The organism is uncultured Clostridium sp., assembly GCF_910588715.1.
Classification (GTDB): domain Bacteria; phylum Bacillota; class Clostridia; order Clostridiales; family Clostridiaceae; genus Clostridium.
On record NZ_CAJURG010000001.1, the window covers coordinates 23,784 to 42,147 of the forward strand.

Consider the following 18,364-nt stretch of genomic DNA (forward strand, 5'->3'; position numbering starts at 1 on the left):
TACAAAAGTAGAGAAAACATTACAAAATTCTTCAAGAATTAACAATTTGCTATTGTTAACAGATATTTAATGATGTAAAATTAGAATGCGGAATAATTTTTTATTTTATTTATTTTAAGTTATAATTAAAATTGAAGTAGTGAAGTTAATTTTATGAAAGTATTTAAATTACTAATAGAGAAAGTTTTAAGGAGGAGTTATTTTGTTAGATTTTGAATTAGATATGCAAGAATTAACTAATATAAAGGTAATAGGCTGTGGTGGTGGCGGTGGTAATGCCGTTAACAGAATGATAATTGAAGGATTAAAAAATGTTGAGTTTATTGTGGTAAATACAGATAAGCAAGCATTATTACTTTCTCAAGCAAATACTAAGATTCAAATAGGTGAAAAACTTACAAAAGGTCTTGGTGCAGGAGCTAATCCTGAAATTGGGAAAAAGGCTGCAGAAGAAAGTAGAGAAGAAATTGCAGAAGCAATAAAGGGAGCTAATATGGTATTTATCACTGCTGGTATGGGTGGTGGAACTGGTACAGGTGCCGCTCCAGTAGTTGCTGAAATTGCTAAGTCTATGAATATCTTAACAGTAGGTGTAGTTACTAAGCCTTTCCCTTTTGAAGGAAAGAGAAGAATGAGACATGCTGAAATGGGATTAGAAAACTTAAAACAACATGTTGATACATTAGTTATAATTCCTAATGAAAAACTTTTAGCTATGGCAGATAAGAAAACAACATTATTAGATTCTTTCAAATTAGCTGATGGAGTTTTAAGACAAGGGGTACAAGCGATATCTGACCTTATAACAATTCCTGGGGTAGTTAATGCCGACTTTGCTGATATTGAAACAGTAATGAAGGATAAAGGATTAGCTCACATGGGAGTTGGTTATGGAAAAGGTGATAACAAAGCTCAAGATGCAGTTAGACAGGCGATATCATCTCCATTATTAGAAACTTCTATTGACGGTGCAACAGGAGTTATAATAAACTTTACAGGTGGGGTAGATTTGGGAGCTATAGAAGTTTACGAAGCAGCTGAAATTGTTAGAGAAGCAGCAGATGTAGATGCTAATATCATATTTGGAGCAGTTATTGATGAAAGCTTAAATGATGAAATTAGATTAACTGTTATTGCAACTGGATTTGAAGAAGATAATGGTAATTTAGTTGCAAGTACTAGTGAGCCAAGAATTGAGCCAAAACCAGTTGAACCAGTAAAGAAAGAAGAAGAGCCAACTCAATATCACACTGACCCATTATTAGACTTAGATAGAGACAGTGTAAATATTCCAAGTTTCTTAAGATCAAGAAAATAGTTTGGTTAATATAAACAGATAGATTATGTAATTGAGATTTACATAATCTATCTGTTTTTTATTTTTTAAAATTTCATTATTTTTATAAAAAGAGAATAAAAGGAAGATTAAAAAAGTAATAAAATCTTTAAAGCAAAAACTAGTTATAAAATGTAAAAAAACTTGGTTTAAAACTTTGTTTAGACTACTCTAATATGACAAAAAAAATATACTAATAAATGTATAATTTATATATTAGGGGGCGGTTATATGGAGGTTTATATTGATATATATTTATTAGAAAATATAATAATCAATTTATTCTTATTGCTACTTACTTTTAAACTATTAAGACTTGATTACAAAAAAAAGAATTTATATTTATCTAGTTTATTAGGTGGAATATATGCGTTAGTTATTTTTTGTAATGTAAAGATTTTTAGTTCTATAGGAGTAAAGGTGTTAGTTCCAGCAATTATGATATACATTTCTATGAAAAATAGAAATTTTAAAATTGCGTTTAAATCGCTTATAGTATTTTTTATGCTTTCTTTTATGTTAAGTGGGTTGTGCTTTGGAACTATACAAATGCAAAATACATATTTAATTGGAGAAGAGTTTATTATTAAAAATAATTCAGCTAAGTTTATAGTTTTATCAACAGCTGTTATTTTTATTTTTATAACTCGAATTGTAGATTTACTTAAAGATAGAGCAATAGTAAAAAACCTTTTATATGATATATATATTACTGAAGGAAAAAGGACAGTACTAGTTAAAGGATTTTTAGATACAGGAAATGAACTAAGAGAACCAGTAACTAATTTGCCTTGTATAATTGTTGAAAATAGTTATTTTAATCAATTTGAAGTAGATGATGATAAAAAATTTATTATAAAATATGACACAATAAATGAAGTAGGTGAAGTAAAAGGTTTTAAGGGGCAAAATATTATGATTAGAAACGAAGAACTAAACACTTGGAGAAAGGTAGAAGCAGTAATATGTGGTTGTGAAAGAAAGCTAAGCAAGGATGATGAATTTCAAGCTTTATTATCAAGGGGTATAGTATAAGGGGGTAAAAATTATGGAAAAATTAATTTTATTTTTAAACAAAATTTTATCTAAGCTTAATGTTTTTAGAAAAAGGGTAGATTATATTGGAGGTAATGATGCCTTACCACCACCACTTAAAAAGGATGAAGAAGAAGAATTAGTAGATAAACTAAACACTGATGGGGAAAGTGTTAGAAATACTCTTATAGAAAGAAATTTAAGACTTGTTGTATATATAGCAAGGAAATTTGAAAATACAGGTGTTGGAGTTGAAGATTTAATTTCTGTTGGAACAATAGGATTAATTAAGGCTGTAAATACTTTTAATCCTGAAAAGAAAATTAAATTAGCTACTTATGCATCAAGATGTATTGAAAATGAAATATTAATGTATTTAAGAAGAAATAGCAAGGTAAAGGCAGAAGTATCATTTTATGAACCTTTAAATATAGATTGGGATGGAAATGAATTATTATTATCTGATATTTTAGGAACTGAAAATGATACTGTGTATAATTTAATTGAAGATGAAGTAGATAAACAATTATTATTTTTAGCTTTAAAGAATTTAAATGAAAGAGAAAAGGAAATTGTTAGATTAAGATTTGGACTTGCAGGAAATAGTGAAAAGACTCAAAAAGAAGTTGCAGACATTCTTGGAATATCTCAATCTTATATTTCTAGATTAGAGAAAAAAATAATAAATAGATTAAAAAAAGAAATAAATAAAATGATTTAGGTTGTCTTTAGTATAAAAGAATCCTCTAACGGAAATAATTAAAAATGCAGTATGTTATTACTTCTGAAGGAGTGATTAACTTTGATCGTTAACAAAGTTGAGATTTGTGGAGTAAATACTTCAAAATTACCAGTACTAAAGGAAAAAGAAAAAAGAGAGCTTTTATTAAAGATGAGAAGTGGAGACACGCAAGCAAGAGAAACTTTTATTAAGGGGAATTTAAGATTAGTTTTAAGTGTTATTCAAAGGTTTAATAATAGAGGAGAAAATGTAGATGACTTGTTTCAGGTAGGTTGTATTGGTCTTATGAAGTCCATAGACAATTTTGATTTATCCCAAAATGTTAAGTTTTCTACATATGCTGTACCTATGATAATAGGAGAAATAAGAAGGTATTTAAGAGATAATAACTCTATTAGAGTAAGTAGATCTTTAAGAGATGTTGCTTATAAGGCTTTACTTGTACGTGATAAACTTATTAAGGATAATAATAAAGAGCCAACCGTTTCCCAAATCGCTAAAGAATTAAATATACCAAGAGAAGAAGTAGTTTTTGCTTTAGATGCAATTCAAGATCCAGTTTCTTTATTTGAACCAATTTATCATGATGGTGGAGATGCTATTTATGTAATGGATCAAATTAGTGATGCTAAAAATAGTGATGATAGTTGGCTTGAAAATATATCTATAAAAGAAGCTATGAAGAAGTTAAATGATAGAGAAAAATTAATTTTAACATTAAGATTTTTTAATGGAAGAACACAAATGGAAGTTGCAGATGAAATTGGCATATCTCAAGCACAAGTTTCAAGATTAGAAAAGACAGCATTAAAGCATATGAAAAAATATGTATAGGACCCTTAGGGTCCTTTTTTGTTTGAAATTATTTTAATAAAGTAATGTATAATATCATATATATAATTATGGTAAATGATTTAAATACATATTTAAGGGGTGGGATATTTATGCAAGAGGACTTAATTTTATATTCAATAAATGCTATAAGGAGCATGGAAGTTGTAGATGTATCTACAGGAAGTAAACTAGGTTATATTAGAGATTGTAAAATTGATTTATCTACAAATAGAATAGTATCTGTATTTTTACCATCTAACTCAAAGGGGTGGTTTTCAAAAGAAGATGACATAGAAATACCTTGGGAAAAGGTAGTTAAAATAGGTGTTGATGTACTTATAGTTGATGCTTCAGGTATACAATTAATTACAGATGAAAATAAAATATAGAATAAATTAAAAAAAAATTGTATAATACAAATATAACTATAGGAGAAAGGCGTGATTTGCATGAAGTGTCCTTTTTGCTTTTTTGATGAAAGTAAAGTTGTGGATTCAAGATCTACAGATGATAATACAACAATTAGAAGAAGAAGAGAATGTAGTAAATGTGGACGAAGATATACTACATATGAAAAAATTGAAGATATTCCAATCTTAGTGGTAAAGAGAGATTTAACAAGAGAAAATTTTAATCGAGAAAAAATTGTAAATGGACTTATTATTGCTTGTCAAAAGAGACCTATTTCTAGAAAGCAAATAGAGGAATTAGCAGAAGATATTGAAAAGAGTATTTCTAATAATATGCTTACAGAAGTTGATTCTAGCTCTATTGGTGAAATGGTTATGGATAGATTAAAGGCTATAGATGAAGTTTCTTATGTGAGATTTGCATCTGTATATAGAGAATTTAAGGATATTAATACATTTTTAGATGAAATCAAAGGATTGATGACCAATAAAAGTTAATTAGGCTACCGAAGGGGTAGTCTTTTTTTATGGTATAATATTTATGAAGCTAATTATTAAATATTTATAAAAGTAGAGTTTTTAAGTGATTTATTGATTAAATAAGTGCTTAAGTTAAAATAATGTTAAAAAACATACTCATTAAATAGTAAAAGTATATATTAAATGGTAAAATACATTTATAAAAATTTAGAGGTGGATTATGAAAGTTTTAAATGTTAATGATTTTAAGGAGTTTAAAGATTTTTGGGTTTTAGAAGGTGAAAAAATTAATATTGTCTTTTCTAATGCAAAAATGGACAGAAGTTTTAACAGACATACAGAGGAAGGTGTTAATAATTTACTTTCACTTAAAGAGGATTTTGGTGTTTGTGAAGTTCAATATATAAGACAAATACATAGTAGTGATGTTTTAGTTTATGATAAAAGTAAAAAAGACTTTATTGAAAATGAAGGTGATGCAATAGTTACTAATGAAAATTCAGTAATTATTGGAGCTTTTACGGCAGATTGTGTTCCTGTAATATTAGTAGATGAAACAACAGCTACTATAGCAGCAATACATAGTGGATGGAAGGGAACCTTTAATGATATAAGTAAAAAAGCAGTAGAAAAAATGATTAAAGATTTTAATTGTGATTCAAATAATATAAAAGCATATATAGGGCCTCATATTAGACAATGTTGTTATGAAGTTTCAGAGGAGCTTAAAGAAAAGTTTATTAATAAGTTTAATATACCTAGTGAAAAACTTTTTAAGGGCAGAAATTTAAGTATGGAGTTATGTATACAAAAAGATTTAAAATCTATAGGGATTAAAGAGGAGAATATTTATTCTTTAAATTTATGTACTCATTGCGAAAAGGAAAACAAGCTATTTTCTTATAGAAAAAGTAATGGAACCTATGGAAGGTTATTTTCATTTTCTTATATTAAATAAATTATTGGGGTGGTAAAAATGGCTAATGAAAAAATATTAGTGGTAGATGATGAGGAACATATTGCAGAACTTATAAGTTATAACTTAACTAGTAATGGATATAAAGTTATTACAGCTAATAATGGTATTGATGCAATAAAACTTGCAATTGAAGAAAAGCCAAGTTTGATTTTGTTAGATTTAATGATACCAGGGAAAGATGGATATGATGTTTGTAAGGAAGTTAGAGGCAATAGTGAAGTTAAAAATATTCCTATAATAATGCTTACAGCAAAAAGTGAAGAATTAGATAAGATATTAGGTCTAGAACTTGGTGCAGATGATTATATAACTAAGCCTTTTTCTGTAAGAGAATTACTTGCAAGGGTAAAGGCTGTACTGAGAAGATTTTACATTGTAGAACCTGAAAGTAATGTATTAACCTTTGGAGATTTAGTTGCTGACTTTGAAAAAAGGGAAATTGTTATTAAGGATAAAAAATTAGATTTAACGCTTAAAGAGTTTGAACTACTTGAAATTTTAATTAGAAATAAGGGTAAAATTTTAACTAGAGATACTTTATTAGATAAAATTTGGGGATATGAATATATAGGTGAAACAAGAACTGTAGATGTTCATATTAGATATTTAAGAAAGAAAATAGAAGAGGATGATAAAAATCCTAAATTTATTGAAACTATAAGAGGAGTGGGATATAGATTTAACCCTAATTAGTATTTATGAAAAAGCGTATTATAACATCAGTAATTGTTACAGTTATATTTGCATTAATTATAGTAACCAGTTCATTTATTACATTAGTAAATATAAATACTATAAATGATGCAAAAGAAGCATTATCTATATATAATATTTGTATTTTAAAGGGTGATTATTCTAATGAGGATTTATCTATGTATAAATTTAAAGGAAATCCTGTTAGGTTTACTGTAGTAAATAAAGATGGAGAGGTAATATTTGACAATGAAAAATCTGAATTGGAAAATCATAAAAATAGAGAAGAAGTTATAGAGGCTTTTGATAGTGGTTTTGGAAGTAGTGTTAGATTTAGTAGTACATCATCTATAAACATGGTTTATTGTGCAACTAAAATAAATGATAATATGGTGATTAGAAGTTCAGTTCCTGTTAACAATATAAAGGTATTTACTTCAGGTGCTTTTAAATATTATGTTTTTATTGTTTTAGGAGTATTTTTATTATCTTTAATATTATCAATAAAGCTGGTTAAAGTGATTGTATATCCTATTAAGGAGCTTGAAAAGGTAACTGCTAAAATTGCTAGTGGAAATTTAAACAAAAGAGCAGTTGTTGGAAGCTATGATGAAATTGGTGTTTTAGCACAAACCTTTAATAACATGGCAGATCAATTAGAAATTAAGATAAATGATTCTTTAGATAAACAAAATAAACTTGAAGCTATACTTGAAAGTATGGAAAGTGGAGTAATAGCAGTAGATAATAATGAAAAGATTATATTAAGTAATCCCTATTCTAAAAGATTATTTGATTTAGAGGGAGATGTAATAGGTAAAAAGATTTCAGCTTGTATTATAGATTATGATTTAATTAATTTTATAAGAGAAGTGCCTGATATAGGTTCTAAAGAAATAAAATTATTTCATCCTGTAGAAAGAGAAATAAGAGTAAAAAAAGCACCTATTATAAGTGAAGGAAAAAGTCAAATAGGTATAGTAATAACACTTCAAGATATTACAGATATTAAGCGTCTTGAAAATATGAGAAGTGAATTTGTTGCTAATGTTTCTCATGAGTTAAAAACTCCGTTAACTTCAATTAAAGGATTTTCTGAAACCTTAAGATATGTAGATAATTTTGAAACTAAGAATAAGTTTTTAAATATTATTGATAAGGAAGCAGAACGATTAACTAATTTAATTAGTGATATTTTAGTACTTTCTAATATTGAAAACTTAAATAGAATGGATAATGGTAAGTTTAAGCCAAGGGAGGTTATAGAAAATATAATTGACATAGTTAAAAGAGAAGCCGATAAAAAGCAAATTAATATAGAATTTATAAATGAATTTGATGGTAATATTGTTGGAAGCAAAGATAAGTTCCATCAATTAGCTTTAAATTTAATAGAAAATGCAATTAAATATTCTAATGAAAATGGAAATGTAAAAATTATTACAACATCTAATAAAGAGTACTTTATTTTTAAAGTAATAGATGATGGTATAGGTATACCTAAAAATGATATTCCAAGAATATTTGAAAGATTTTATAGAGTAGATAAATCTAGGTCTACTAGAGGAACAGGGCTTGGACTTGCAATTGTTAAACATATTGTTAAATTATTTAATGGAGATATAACAGTTGACTCTGAAGTAGGAGTTGGAAGTTCATTTACTGTGAAAATTAAAAATAAATAGTATAAATAATAAAAATGAGCTTAGCATAATGAATTTTAATTCAATATGTTAAGCTTCTTTTTTATATAAAAATTTTATTTATAACCTATATAAAAGGTTATTTTAATAAATATGCTTATTTTTGATATAGTATCTCACTAATTATCAAAAATATTCTCATTTAACATTGTTTTAACATTTTTCTAACCTTATTTAACTTTTCAGTAATATTACTTTAACTTTATAGGAATAATATTATCTTGTAAGGTATATGAATAAAAATTCATTTATGAAAGTGGAGGAATAAAAATGAGAAGTACAAAATTGAAGTTAATGGTAGGAGCATTATTAGTAACTATGGTAGGAGCAACGTTCGTGGGTTGTGGAACTGATGATAGCACAGCTTCTAATGGGGGATTAACAATTTCAATTTCAGGGTCAACTTCAGTAGCACCATTAATGGAAAAGATTCAAGAAGAGTATGAAGAAGAAAATAATGTAACATTAGAAATACAACAAAATGGTTCTGGAGCTGGAATAAAAGATGTTATTTCAGGAATTTCAGAAATAGGAATGTCTTCAAGAGAATTAAAGAATGAAGAAAAAGCTTCTACTAAACAAGCAGTAGTAGCCTATGATGGAATTGCTTTACTTGTAAATCCAAGCAATCCAGTTAAGAACATATCTTTAGAAGATATTAAGAAAATATATACAGGAGAAATTACTAATTGGAAGGAACTTGGGGGGAAGGATTCACCTATAGTTGTTATTTCAAGAGAAGAGGGTTCAGGAACAAGAACTGCATTCCAAGAAATTGTTGGTTATAAATCAGAAGAGTTAATAAAGAATGCTACAATTTCAGATGGTAGTGGAGCTGTTAAAACTACTGTTGCTGGAAATGAAAATGCAATTGGATTTGCTTCTTTTGAATTTATTGATAGCACTGTAAAGGCATTAAATGTTAATGAAGTAGAGCCAACAGCCGAAAATGCCAAGTCTGGTGAATATAAAATGTCAAGACCATTTATTTTAGTAACTAAGGAAGATACTTTAACAGAAGAAGGACAAAAGTTAATTGATTTTATATTAAGTGATGAAGGACAAGAAATAGTTAAAGAAAAGAAATTAATAACTATAAATTAGTTTTTAAGTAATTGTAAAAATGTCTCATCTTTACTTGAGGCATTTTTACTATAATAAATAAATCAAACTTTTTATTACCATTAGGAGGACTAAAATGGTAGAGGAAAATAGAAATAATAAAAGTAAATATGTTATAGATAAGTTTACAAGAGCAATATTTTTAGTATGTGCACTTATTGCTGTAATAAGTTTAATACTTATTATAGGTTTTGTATTTTATAAAGGATTAAAACCATTTTTTGCAGAAGGAAAATCCTTTACTGAGTTTATCTTTGGAACTGAGTGGTATCCAACATCTGAAAATCAAAAATACGGAATATTGCCAATGATAATAGCATCAATTTATGGTACAGTAGGAGCTTTAATAATAGGAGTACCAATAGGATTATTAACAGCTATTTTTATTGCAGAAGTAGCTCCTAAGGGGTTATCTAAAATTATAATTCCAGCAGTTGAGCTTTTAGCTGGAATACCTTCTGTGTTATATGGGTTATTTGGTTTAGCAGTAATTGTTCCTTGGATTCAAAAAACTTTTAATTTAGCAGAAGGGCAAAGTTTATTGGCAATAATTATTGTACTTGCAGTTATGATGCTACCTACAATAATTTCAGTTTCTACTACTGCTATAAAGGCTGTTCCAAAAAGTTATAAAGAAGGTTCACTTGCACTTGGAGCGTCACATATAGAAACAACGTTTAAAGTTGTAGTTCCAGCAGCTAAGTCTGGTATAATTGCAGCAATAGTATTAGGTTGTGGTAGAGCAATTGGTGAAACAATGGCAATAATTTTAGTTGGAGGTAATTCCGTTCAAATACCAACATCTATTTTTGATAAGGTAAGACCTCTTACAAGTAATATTGCCTTAGAAATGGGATATGCAACACAGTCTCATCAAGAATTATTATTTGCAACAGGAGTTGTATTATTCGCATTTATTTTAATATTAAATTTAGTAATTTCAAAACTTTCTAGTAAGGAAGGTAAATAAAAATGAGAAAATTTAAAGAAAATGTTTTAAAGATACTATTATATTTATCAGCAATAATAACTGTTGGGATTTTAGTATTTATAATAGGGTTTATCTTTATAAAGGGTTATAAATTAATAGATTTTAATTATTTATTTAGTGGATATAAACCATCAGGTGGAGGTGGGATAAAACCGTTTATTATTTCAACATTATATACTGTTGGATTATCATTACTTATAGCAACACCAATTGGGGTGCTTTCAGCTGTTTATTTGCAAGAGTATGCAATGCAAGGAAAGCTTGTTAAGATAATTAGATATTCAACAGAATCATTAGCAGGAATACCATCAATAGTTTATGGATTATTTGGAGCAGCATTTTTTGTAGGTGCATTAAAGTTTGGCTATTCTCTTTTAGCTGGATCACTAACGCTTTCAATAATTATATTACCAGTAATTATTCGTACAACAGAAGAATCTTTAAAGGTTGTTCCTCCTTCTTATAGAGAAGCATCATTAGGACTTGGAGCAACGAGATTTCAAACTTTATATAAAGTAATACTTCCAAGTGCTATACCAGGCATACTTTCAGGAGTAATACTTTCTATGGGACGTGTAATTGGAGAGTCAGCGGCACTTTTCTTAACAGCAGGTACAGTTTATAAAATCCCAACAAGCATAATGTCAAGTGGTAGAACTTTAACAGTTCATGCTTTTCTTGAAACTAAGGAAAAGGGAGATATAGCATCAGCAGCTGCTGCAGGAATAGTTTTAATTGTGATGATTTTAATATTAAATTTATTAGCTAAATTTATAAGCAAAAAATTCAATAAGGCTAATTATTAAGAAGTTAAAGAAAAGCATATAGATTTTGAGGTGTAAATATGTCAAATATAATAAAGCCAGAAATTCAAGTTAAAAATTTAGAATTGTTTTATGGTGAAAATAGAGCATTAAAAAATATTAATTTAGATATAGAAGCAAAAAAGGTTACAGCATTAATAGGACCTTCAGGCTGTGGAAAATCTACATTTTTAAGAACCTTAAATAGAATGAATGATTTAATTGAAGGTGTTAAGATTAATGGAGAAATTTTAATAGATGGCAAGGATATATATAAAGAATATGATGAAATAGACCTTAGAAAAAAGGTTGGTATGGTGTTTCAAAAGCCAAATCCATTTCCTATGTCAATTTATGATAATATAGCGTATGGTCCAAGAATACATGGTATAAAAGATAAAAAAAGATTAGATGAAATTGTTGAAAAAAGCTTAAGAGGAGCAGCACTTTTTGATGAAGTAAAAGATAGATTAAAAAAATCTGCATTAGGTTTATCTGGGGGACAACAACAAAGATTATGTATAGCTAGAACTATAGCTGTATCTCCAGAAATAATTTTAATGGATGAGCCTACATCAGCATTAGATCCAATTTCAACTAATAAGATGGAAGAACTTATGGATGAGTTAAAGAAGCAATATACAGTTGTAATTGTTACTCACAATATGCAACAGGCAGGAAGAATTGCTGATAAAACTGCTTTCTTCTTATCTGGAGAGGTAATTGAGTATGGCAAAACAGAAGATATTTTTTATAGACCAAAAGATAAGAGAACAGAGGATTATATAACAGGAAGATTTGGATAATATTTAGTTTTTATGGGGGATGAGGATAATGACAAGAAATCTTTTAGATAAGAGAATGAAGTTATTAAGAAGTGAACTTGCTGAGATGGGAAGTTTAGTTGAAAAGCAAATATATAATAGTATAGAAGCTTTTAAAAATAAGGATATGAATCTTGTATTTAAGGTTACGGAAAATGATGATAAGGTTGATGAACTTAATAGAAAAATTGAAGAACAATGCTTAAAGTTTATGGCTATGGAATCTCCTGTTGCTTCGGATTTAAGGAAAATATATGCAACTTCTAAAATAGTTACAGACTTAGAAAGAATTGCAGATTATGCAGTTGATATATGTAAAATAACTAAGAGAGTTGAATTAGATGTTTTAGGAAAAGAATGTGAACCTATTTGGCAAATGGTAGATATATTAAGAAAAATGATTAATAAATCTATTCAAGCATTTGTTTTAGGTGATATAGATTCAGCTTATGAAATATGTAAGATGGATGATGAAGTTGATATATTATACCGTGGATTGTTTAGTGATATGTTAAAGAAAATGTCAAAGGATGAAGAGATGATAAATAAAGGTGCTCAAATATTATTTGCATCTAAATACCTTGAAAGAGTAGGAGATCATGTAACAAACATTTGTGAATGGATAATTTTTTCTGCAAAAGGTGATTATGTAGATTTAAATGAGTAATAATAAAGAATATAGGTTAACCTATATTCTTTTTTACTTAACTGTTAGTTGACTGAATAAGGTTATTAGGTTAATATATCATAGAGATGATAGGTAATTATAGGAGTGGACATTATGAAGAATGTAATAACAAGTGTAATGCCTGATAGTATTGCTGAAGAAGTCGGCATTGAAGAAAATGATATTTTATTATCAGTAAATGGAGAAAAGATAGTTGATATTATAGACTACAGGTTTTTAACTAATGATGAAGAAATAGTGCTAGAAATACAAAAGCCAAATGGAGAGATTTGGGACTATGAGATAGAAAAAGACTATGGAGAAGAGTTAGGTCTTGAATTTGGTGGCGGTATTATGGATAAAGCAAAAAGATGTAGCAATAAGTGTATGTTTTGTTTTATAGACCAAAATCCAAAGGGAATGAGAGAAACTCTTTATTTTAAAGATGATGACTCACGTCTTTCATTCTTGCAAGGAAATTTTGTTACTTTAACAAATATGAAAGATGAAGACATAGATAGAATTATAAGATATAGAATAAGTCCTATAAATATTTCTGTACATACAACAAATCCAGATTTAAGAGTGAAAATGCTTGGAAATAGATTTGCAGGAACTGTATATGAAAGAATGAAAAAACTTGCAGATGCAGGAATAGAAATGCATTGTCAAATAGTTCTTATACCAGAAGTTAATAATGAAGAAGAACTTAAAAGAACTATTACTGACTTATATGAATTATATCCATCAGTTTCTAATATTGCAGTAGTTCCAATTGGAGTTACTAAATATAGAGAAGGTTTAGCAGAAGTAAAAACATTTACTAAAGAATCAGCTAAAAAAGAATTAGAAGCTATTATAGAATTACAAAAGAAATTTATGGAAGAAATAAATGATCCATTTGTAAGATTTTCAGATGAATTTTATTTAGTTTCAGGTATAGATGTACCAGAAGAAAGTTTTTACAATGGATATGAACAAATAGAAGATGGAATTGGTATGATTAGATGCTTTAGAGAAGCTATAAATTATACTGCTAAAGATTTAAAGAAAAATATAAAAGGAACTTTTTCAGTTCCAACTGGAAAACTTGCTTTTGATGAAGTAAAAAGTGGAATGAAGAAGTTAATGGAAGTTAACCCTAATATTAAAATAGATACATATAAAATTATTAATCATTTCTTTGGAGAAACAATAACAGTTGCAGGTCTTCTTACAGGAATAGATATAATAAATCAGTTAAAAGGAAAAATTGATAGTGAGTACTTAATTATGCCAAATAATATGTTTAGAAAAGGATATGAGTTAGGACCAGCTGAATATATTATGTTAGATGATACAAAGATAGAAGACATAGAAAAAGAATTAGGAGTTAAGGTTCTTGTATGTGACCATACAGGAGAAGATATAGTAAGCATAATAAATGATGCATGTCAGGAGGATGAAGAATAATGGCAAAACCAATAGTAGCTATAGTTGGAAGACCAAATGTAGGTAAATCTACATTATTCAATAAACTAGCAGGAAAAAGAATTTCAATAGTTCAAGATACACCAGGTGTAACAAGAGATAGAGTTTATGCAGAAGCAGAATGGTTAAATCATACTTTTACTATGATTGATACAGGTGGTATAGAGCCAGAAAATCAAGATATAATAGTTAAACAAATGAGAAGACAAGCAAATATTGCAATAGAAACTGCTGACGTTATAATGTTTGTAGTTGATGGTAAAGAAGGATTGACAGCAGCTGATAATGAAGTTGCTACAATGCTTAGAAAATCAAAAAAGCCAGTTGTATTAGTTGTTAATAAAATTGATAACTTAAAAGATGAAGAAAATGCTTGGGAGTTTTATAATTTAGGTATAGGTGACCCAGTTGCTGTATCAGCAGGTCAAGGAAAAGGTCTTGGAGATATGCTTGATATGGTAGTGTCTCACTTTGATTCTATTGCTGATAAAGATGAAGAGGAAGATGACATAAAAATTGCTATGATAGGTAAACCAAATGTAGGTAAGTCATCATTAATAAATAGATTATTAGGTGAAGATAGATTAATAGTATCTGACATAGCAGGAACTACAAGAGATGCTATAGATAGTAAAATTGAAAATGAATTTGGTAAGTTTACTTTAATTGATACTGCTGGTCTTAGAAGAAAGAGTAAAGTTAAAGAAGAAATTGAAAGATATTCAGTTATTAGGACTCTTGCTGCTGTTGAAAGAGCTGATGTTTGTATTTTAATGATAGATGCAACTGAAGGCGTAACAGAACAAGATGAAAAGATTATAGGATTTGCTCACGAATTAAATAAAGCTATAATGGTAATAGTTAATAAGTGGGATCTTATTGAAAAAGATGATAAAACAATGGATAATTATAAAAAGGATTTACAAAGTAAGCTTAAGTTCATAAAATATGCTAAATTCTTATTTATATCGGCATTAACAGGTCAAAGAGCACATAGAGTTCTTGAAGTTGCTAAAGAATGTTATGATAATTATAATAAGAGAGTTGGAACTGGTGTATTAAATGACGTTATTAGTAAGGCTATATTAATGAAAGAACCACCAGTAGTAGCTTTAAAGAGATTAAAAATATATTATGCTACTCAAGTAGCTACAAAACCACCAAAGTTTGTGTTCTTTGTTAATGATGTAAATGCAAGACATTTCTCATATGAAAGATATTTAGAAAATCAATTAAGAGATAATTTTGATTTTGGTGGAACTGGAATACAAATAGAATATAGGGAGAGAAAGGATAGTTAATTATGAGTAAGGTAACTTTTTTAGGCGGAGGAAGTTTTGGAATTTCCTTAGCTATTTTATTAGCACACAAAGGAAATACAGTAGCAGTATATGATAGAGATAGTTCTGTTGTAGAGGATATAAATGTAAATAGAAGAAATGATAAATTTATTAAAGGATTAGATGTGCCTAAAAATGTTACAGCTTATAATAGCTTAGAGGAAGCTATTACAGATAGTGATTATGTTGTATTAGCTGTTCCCTCTCATGTAATAAGAAGTGCTGCTAAAAGCATTAAGGGATTAGTAAATGAAAATATACCTGTAATTTGCATTGCAAAGGGAATTGAAGAAGGTAGCAATAAAACTTTAGTTGAAGTTATTGAAGAAGAAGTTAAAAATCCAGTTGTAGTATTATCAGGACCAAGTCATGCAGAAGAAGTTGCATTTAATATTCCAACTACTGTTCTTACTTCATCTAAAAACATGAAGGTAGCAGAAGAAGTTCAAGATTTATTTATGACTAGCACATTTAGAGTATATACCAATGATGATTTAGTTGGAGTTGAAATTGGAGGAGCTGTAAAAAATATTATAGCTCTTGCAGCAGGAGTATGTGATGGATTAGGATATGGAGATAATACAAAGGCTGCATTAATGACAAGAGGTATGGCTGAAATAGTAAGAATAGGTACTAAACTTGGCGGAAAAATAGAAACATTTTTAGGACTTACTGGTATGGGAGATTTAATAGTTACTTGTACTAGTATGCATTCAAGAAATAGAAAAGCTGGATACTTAATTGGAACTGGTAAAACTAGAGAAGAAGCAGTAAAAGAAGTAGGAATGGTAGTTGAAGGAATAAAAGCTTGTCATGCTTTTTATAACTTAAAAGAAAAGTTAAATGTTGAAATGCCAATAACAGATGCCCTTTATAAAGTTCTTTTTGAAGATAAAGATGCAAAAAGCATGGTAAAAGAATTATTAGAAAGAGATAAAAAAGCTGAAAATTATTAATTTAAAAGGTAAAATTACAAAGAATGTAATTTTACCTTTTTTATGTATAGGAAAGTATAAAATTTTAAATAGCTGAAAATTAACTAAAATTTAGCTTTAGGATATTTTTTTATATATAAATTTTTGAATATATTGATATAAAATATTTTGCTATTTTTTTTATAATATATTTTAAAAAATAATATTAAATTATGTAAAAATAATATTTCAAAGTACATCATAAATATTTATCATAGAACATATTTTTAACTATATAGATATCTAAGAAAAAGACGTATCTAGCGCTAGAAATAAAAAATTTTAATTAAATGAATAAAATTAAAAAAATAGTATACTTTTTTTTAGATGAGAATATATATATAGTGTTAAAAATAAATAGGAGGGTGTACTTATGAGCGATTTCAATATATATAAGGATATTGCAGAAAGGACTCAAGGTGACATATATTTAGGTGTTGTTGGACCAGTTAGAACTGGAAAATCTACATTTATTAAAAAGTTTATGGACCTTATGGTTATACCAAAGATTGACAATGCTTATAAAAAAGAAAGAGCCAAGGATGAATTACCACAAAGTGGATCAGGGAAGACTATTCATACTACAGAGCCTAAATTTGTTCCTAATGAAGCTGTAGAAATAACTATTGATGAGGATATTAAATTAAAGGTTAGAATGGTAGATTGTGTGGGGTATATTGTTAAAGGTGCTTTAGGATATTTAGAAGATGAAGAGCCTAAAATGGTTAATACTCCATGGTATGAATATGAAATACCATTTGAAGATGCTGCTGAAATTGGAACTAGAAAAGTTATAACAGATCATTCAACTGTTGGACTTTTAATAACTACTGATGGTAGTATTACAGGTATAAATAGAGAGGAATACTTAGAGGCTGAAGAAAGGGTAGTAGAAGAGCTTAAAGCAATTAACAAGCCTTTCATAGTTGTACTTAACACCAAAAACATAAACTCTCCTGAAACAGACGCATTAAAGGAAGATTTAGAAAAAAGATATAATGTAGAAGTTCAGGTCATGGATGTATATAACATGACAGAAAAGGATATTGAGAAATTATTTAAGCATGTACTTAAGGAATTCCCTGTAAAAGAAATAAATATAGACATGCCTGTTTGGGTTGAAAACTTAGAGCCAGATCACTGGCTAAAAAAAGAATTTTTCAAAGTTATAAAGGGAATGTGTCAAAGTGTAGATAAAATAAGAGACATAAAACCAGCCTTTAGTGATGCAAAAGAAAATGAATATTTAAGTTCATCAGATTTAAGTGCTATAAACCTTGGTGAAGGTACTGCAAGAATATTACTTAAACCAAGTGAAAATATTTTCTATAAAGTACTTAGTGAAAATTGCGATGTTGAAATTGAAAGTGAAAGTGACTTAATAGCTCTTGTAAAAGATCTAAATATTGCAAAACGTGAATATGATAAGATTAAAGATGCTTTAGTTGATGTTAGAGAAACAGGATATGGTCTTGTTGCTCCACAATTAAGTGAAATGAAGTTTGAAGAACCTGAAATAGTTAAACAAGGAACTAAGTTTGGTGTTAAACTTAAAGCTAGTGCTCCATCATTACACTTCATTAAAGCTGACATTAAAACAGAAATTAGTCCAATAATGGGTTCTGAAAAAGAAAGTGAAGAACTTGTTAATGCACTTATGGATCAATTTGATAAAGATCCTGCATCATTATGGCAAAGCAATATGTTTGGTAAATCATTAGAAGTATTAGTTAAAGAAGGACTACAAAATAAGCTATATAAAATGCCAGAAGATGTTCAAGTGAAAATCCAAAAAACACTTCAAAAGATTATAAATGAAGGTAATGGCGGATTAATTTGTATAATCCTATAACATAAAAGTAATCTACTGCTAATTTTAAATTTTAGCAGTAGATTATTTTTGTGCTGAATACAAGTTAAAATGCAATTTTTTTATATTTTAGTGTAGACTCTTTAAAGAT

Annotated in this window: 18 protein-coding genes; all 18 read left to right on the plus strand. The window is 28.1% G+C overall.

Features of this window, described 5'->3' with window-relative positions; translation table 11 throughout:
• The first annotated feature begins 202 nt into the window (after nt 1–202).
• The 18 genes from ftsZ (at nt 203) to spoIVA (ending at nt 18,255) form a co-directional block, all read left to right on the plus strand.
• Nucleotides 203–1,318, plus strand: a complete 1,116-nt coding sequence (gene ftsZ, locus QZ321_RS00120) for a cell division protein FtsZ (RefSeq protein ID WP_291741405.1) — start codon at nt 203–205, stop codon at nt 1,316–1,318.
• A gap of 249 nt (nt 1,319–1,567) precedes the next feature.
• Nucleotides 1,568–2,371: a sigma-E processing peptidase SpoIIGA gene (locus QZ321_RS00125; protein ID WP_291741408.1), complete on the plus strand. Its 804-nt coding sequence runs from the start codon at nt 1,568–1,570 to the stop codon at nt 2,369–2,371.
• A 13-nt stretch (nt 2,372–2,384) separates the two neighbouring features.
• On the plus strand, nt 2,385–3,092 hold the full coding sequence (gene sigE / locus QZ321_RS00130; RefSeq protein ID WP_291741411.1) for an RNA polymerase sporulation sigma factor SigE: 708 nt from the start codon (nt 2,385–2,387) through the stop codon (nt 3,090–3,092).
• Nucleotides 3,093–3,173: 81 nt separating this feature from the next.
• On the plus strand, nt 3,174–3,947 hold the full coding sequence (gene sigG, locus QZ321_RS00135; protein WP_291741414.1) for an RNA polymerase sporulation sigma factor SigG: 774 nt from the start codon (nt 3,174–3,176) through the stop codon (nt 3,945–3,947).
• A 110-nt stretch (nt 3,948–4,057) separates the two neighbouring features.
• Nucleotides 4,058–4,336, plus strand: a complete 279-nt coding sequence (locus QZ321_RS00140) for a YlmC/YmxH family sporulation protein (RefSeq protein ID WP_291741417.1) — start codon at nt 4,058–4,060, stop codon at nt 4,334–4,336.
• A gap of 60 nt (nt 4,337–4,396) precedes the next feature.
• Nucleotides 4,397–4,855: a transcriptional regulator NrdR gene (nrdR, locus tag QZ321_RS00145; RefSeq protein ID WP_291741425.1), complete on the plus strand. Its 459-nt coding sequence runs from the start codon at nt 4,397–4,399 to the stop codon at nt 4,853–4,855.
• Nucleotides 4,856–5,057: 202 nt separating this feature from the next.
• Nucleotides 5,058–5,795, plus strand: coding sequence for a peptidoglycan editing factor PgeF (pgeF, locus tag QZ321_RS00150; RefSeq protein ID WP_291748089.1), 738 nt, complete (start codon nt 5,058–5,060; stop codon nt 5,793–5,795).
• Between the two features lie 18 nt (nt 5,796–5,813).
• Nucleotides 5,814–6,509 carry a response regulator transcription factor gene (locus QZ321_RS00155; protein WP_291748086.1) on the plus strand — a complete coding sequence of 232 codons (696 nt, stop codon included), beginning with the start codon at nt 5,814–5,816 and terminating at the stop codon, nt 6,507–6,509.
• A 5-nt stretch (nt 6,510–6,514) separates the two neighbouring features.
• On the plus strand, nt 6,515–8,194 hold the full coding sequence (locus QZ321_RS00160) for a HAMP domain-containing sensor histidine kinase (RefSeq protein WP_291748083.1): 1,680 nt from the start codon (nt 6,515–6,517) through the stop codon (nt 8,192–8,194).
• Nucleotides 8,195–8,482: 288 nt separating this feature from the next.
• A complete protein-coding gene (locus QZ321_RS00165) occupies nt 8,483–9,316 on the plus strand; it encodes a phosphate ABC transporter substrate-binding protein (RefSeq protein ID WP_291744247.1) in 834 nt (277 codons plus the stop codon).
• 94 nt (nt 9,317–9,410) lie between these two features.
• Nucleotides 9,411–10,304 (plus strand): phosphate ABC transporter permease subunit PstC, encoded by an 894-nt coding sequence (gene pstC / locus QZ321_RS00170; RefSeq protein WP_291748080.1) that lies wholly within the window; start codon nt 9,411–9,413, stop codon nt 10,302–10,304.
• Nucleotides 10,305–10,306: 2 nt separating this feature from the next.
• Nucleotides 10,307–11,131, plus strand: a complete 825-nt coding sequence (pstA, locus tag QZ321_RS00175) for a phosphate ABC transporter permease PstA (RefSeq protein WP_291748078.1) — start codon at nt 10,307–10,309, stop codon at nt 11,129–11,131.
• 38 nt (nt 11,132–11,169) lie between these two features.
• Complete coding sequence (pstB, locus tag QZ321_RS00180; protein ID WP_291748075.1) at nt 11,170–11,934, plus strand: phosphate ABC transporter ATP-binding protein PstB; 765 nt, start codon at nt 11,170–11,172, stop codon at nt 11,932–11,934.
• Between the two features lie 28 nt (nt 11,935–11,962).
• Nucleotides 11,963–12,619 carry a phosphate signaling complex protein PhoU gene (gene phoU, locus QZ321_RS00185; protein WP_291748070.1) on the plus strand — a complete coding sequence of 219 codons (657 nt, stop codon included), beginning with the start codon at nt 11,963–11,965 and terminating at the stop codon, nt 12,617–12,619.
• 114 nt (nt 12,620–12,733) lie between these two features.
• Nucleotides 12,734–14,071 carry a DUF512 domain-containing protein gene (locus QZ321_RS00190; protein ID WP_291740566.1) on the plus strand — a complete coding sequence of 446 codons (1,338 nt, stop codon included), beginning with the start codon at nt 12,734–12,736 and terminating at the stop codon, nt 14,069–14,071.
• Nucleotides 14,071–15,390, plus strand: a complete 1,320-nt coding sequence (gene der, locus QZ321_RS00195; RefSeq protein WP_291748067.1) for a ribosome biogenesis GTPase Der — start codon at nt 14,071–14,073, stop codon at nt 15,388–15,390. Before QZ321_RS00190 ends, der begins: the two co-directional genes overlap by 1 nt.
• A gap of 2 nt (nt 15,391–15,392) precedes the next feature.
• A complete protein-coding gene (locus tag QZ321_RS00200) occupies nt 15,393–16,385 on the plus strand; it encodes an NAD(P)H-dependent glycerol-3-phosphate dehydrogenase (RefSeq protein ID WP_291740564.1) in 993 nt (330 codons plus the stop codon).
• A gap of 391 nt (nt 16,386–16,776) precedes the next feature.
• Nucleotides 16,777–18,255 carry a stage IV sporulation protein A gene (gene spoIVA, locus QZ321_RS00205; RefSeq protein ID WP_291740561.1) on the plus strand — a complete coding sequence of 493 codons (1,479 nt, stop codon included), beginning with the start codon at nt 16,777–16,779 and terminating at the stop codon, nt 18,253–18,255.
• Nucleotides 18,256–18,364: the final 109 nt, after the last annotated feature.

What these genes read in the sequence shown, in the direction of transcription:
- QZ321_RS00125 (WP_291741408.1), top strand. Translation starts at nt 1,568, where the DNA reads ATGGAGGTTTATATTGATATATATTTATTAGAAAATATAATAATCAAT.
- sigE (WP_291741411.1), top strand. Translation starts at nt 2,385, where the DNA reads ATGGAAAAATTAATTTTATTTTTAAACAAAATTTTATCTAAGCTTAAT.
- QZ321_RS00140 (WP_291741417.1), top strand. Translation starts at nt 4,058, where the DNA reads ATGCAAGAGGACTTAATTTTATATTCAATAAATGCTATAAGGAGCATG.
- nrdR (WP_291741425.1), top strand. Translation starts at nt 4,397, where the DNA reads ATGAAGTGTCCTTTTTGCTTTTTTGATGAAAGTAAAGTTGTGGATTCA.
- pgeF (WP_291748089.1), top strand. Translation starts at nt 5,058, where the DNA reads ATGAAAGTTTTAAATGTTAATGATTTTAAGGAGTTTAAAGATTTTTGG.
- QZ321_RS00155 (WP_291748086.1), top strand. Translation starts at nt 5,814, where the DNA reads ATGGCTAATGAAAAAATATTAGTGGTAGATGATGAGGAACATATTGCA.
- QZ321_RS00160 (WP_291748083.1), top strand. Translation starts at nt 6,515, where the DNA reads ATGAAAAAGCGTATTATAACATCAGTAATTGTTACAGTTATATTTGCA.
- QZ321_RS00165 (WP_291744247.1), top strand. Translation starts at nt 8,483, where the DNA reads ATGAGAAGTACAAAATTGAAGTTAATGGTAGGAGCATTATTAGTAACT.
- pstC (WP_291748080.1), top strand. Translation starts at nt 9,411, where the DNA reads ATGGTAGAGGAAAATAGAAATAATAAAAGTAAATATGTTATAGATAAG.
- pstA (WP_291748078.1), top strand. Translation starts at nt 10,307, where the DNA reads ATGAGAAAATTTAAAGAAAATGTTTTAAAGATACTATTATATTTATCA.
- pstB (WP_291748075.1), top strand. Translation starts at nt 11,170, where the DNA reads ATGTCAAATATAATAAAGCCAGAAATTCAAGTTAAAAATTTAGAATTG.
- phoU (WP_291748070.1), top strand. Translation starts at nt 11,963, where the DNA reads ATGACAAGAAATCTTTTAGATAAGAGAATGAAGTTATTAAGAAGTGAA.
- QZ321_RS00190 (WP_291740566.1), top strand. Translation starts at nt 12,734, where the DNA reads ATGAAGAATGTAATAACAAGTGTAATGCCTGATAGTATTGCTGAAGAA.
- der (WP_291748067.1), top strand. Translation starts at nt 14,071, where the DNA reads ATGGCAAAACCAATAGTAGCTATAGTTGGAAGACCAAATGTAGGTAAA.
- QZ321_RS00200 (WP_291740564.1), top strand. Translation starts at nt 15,393, where the DNA reads ATGAGTAAGGTAACTTTTTTAGGCGGAGGAAGTTTTGGAATTTCCTTA.
- spoIVA (WP_291740561.1), top strand. Translation starts at nt 16,777, where the DNA reads ATGAGCGATTTCAATATATATAAGGATATTGCAGAAAGGACTCAAGGT.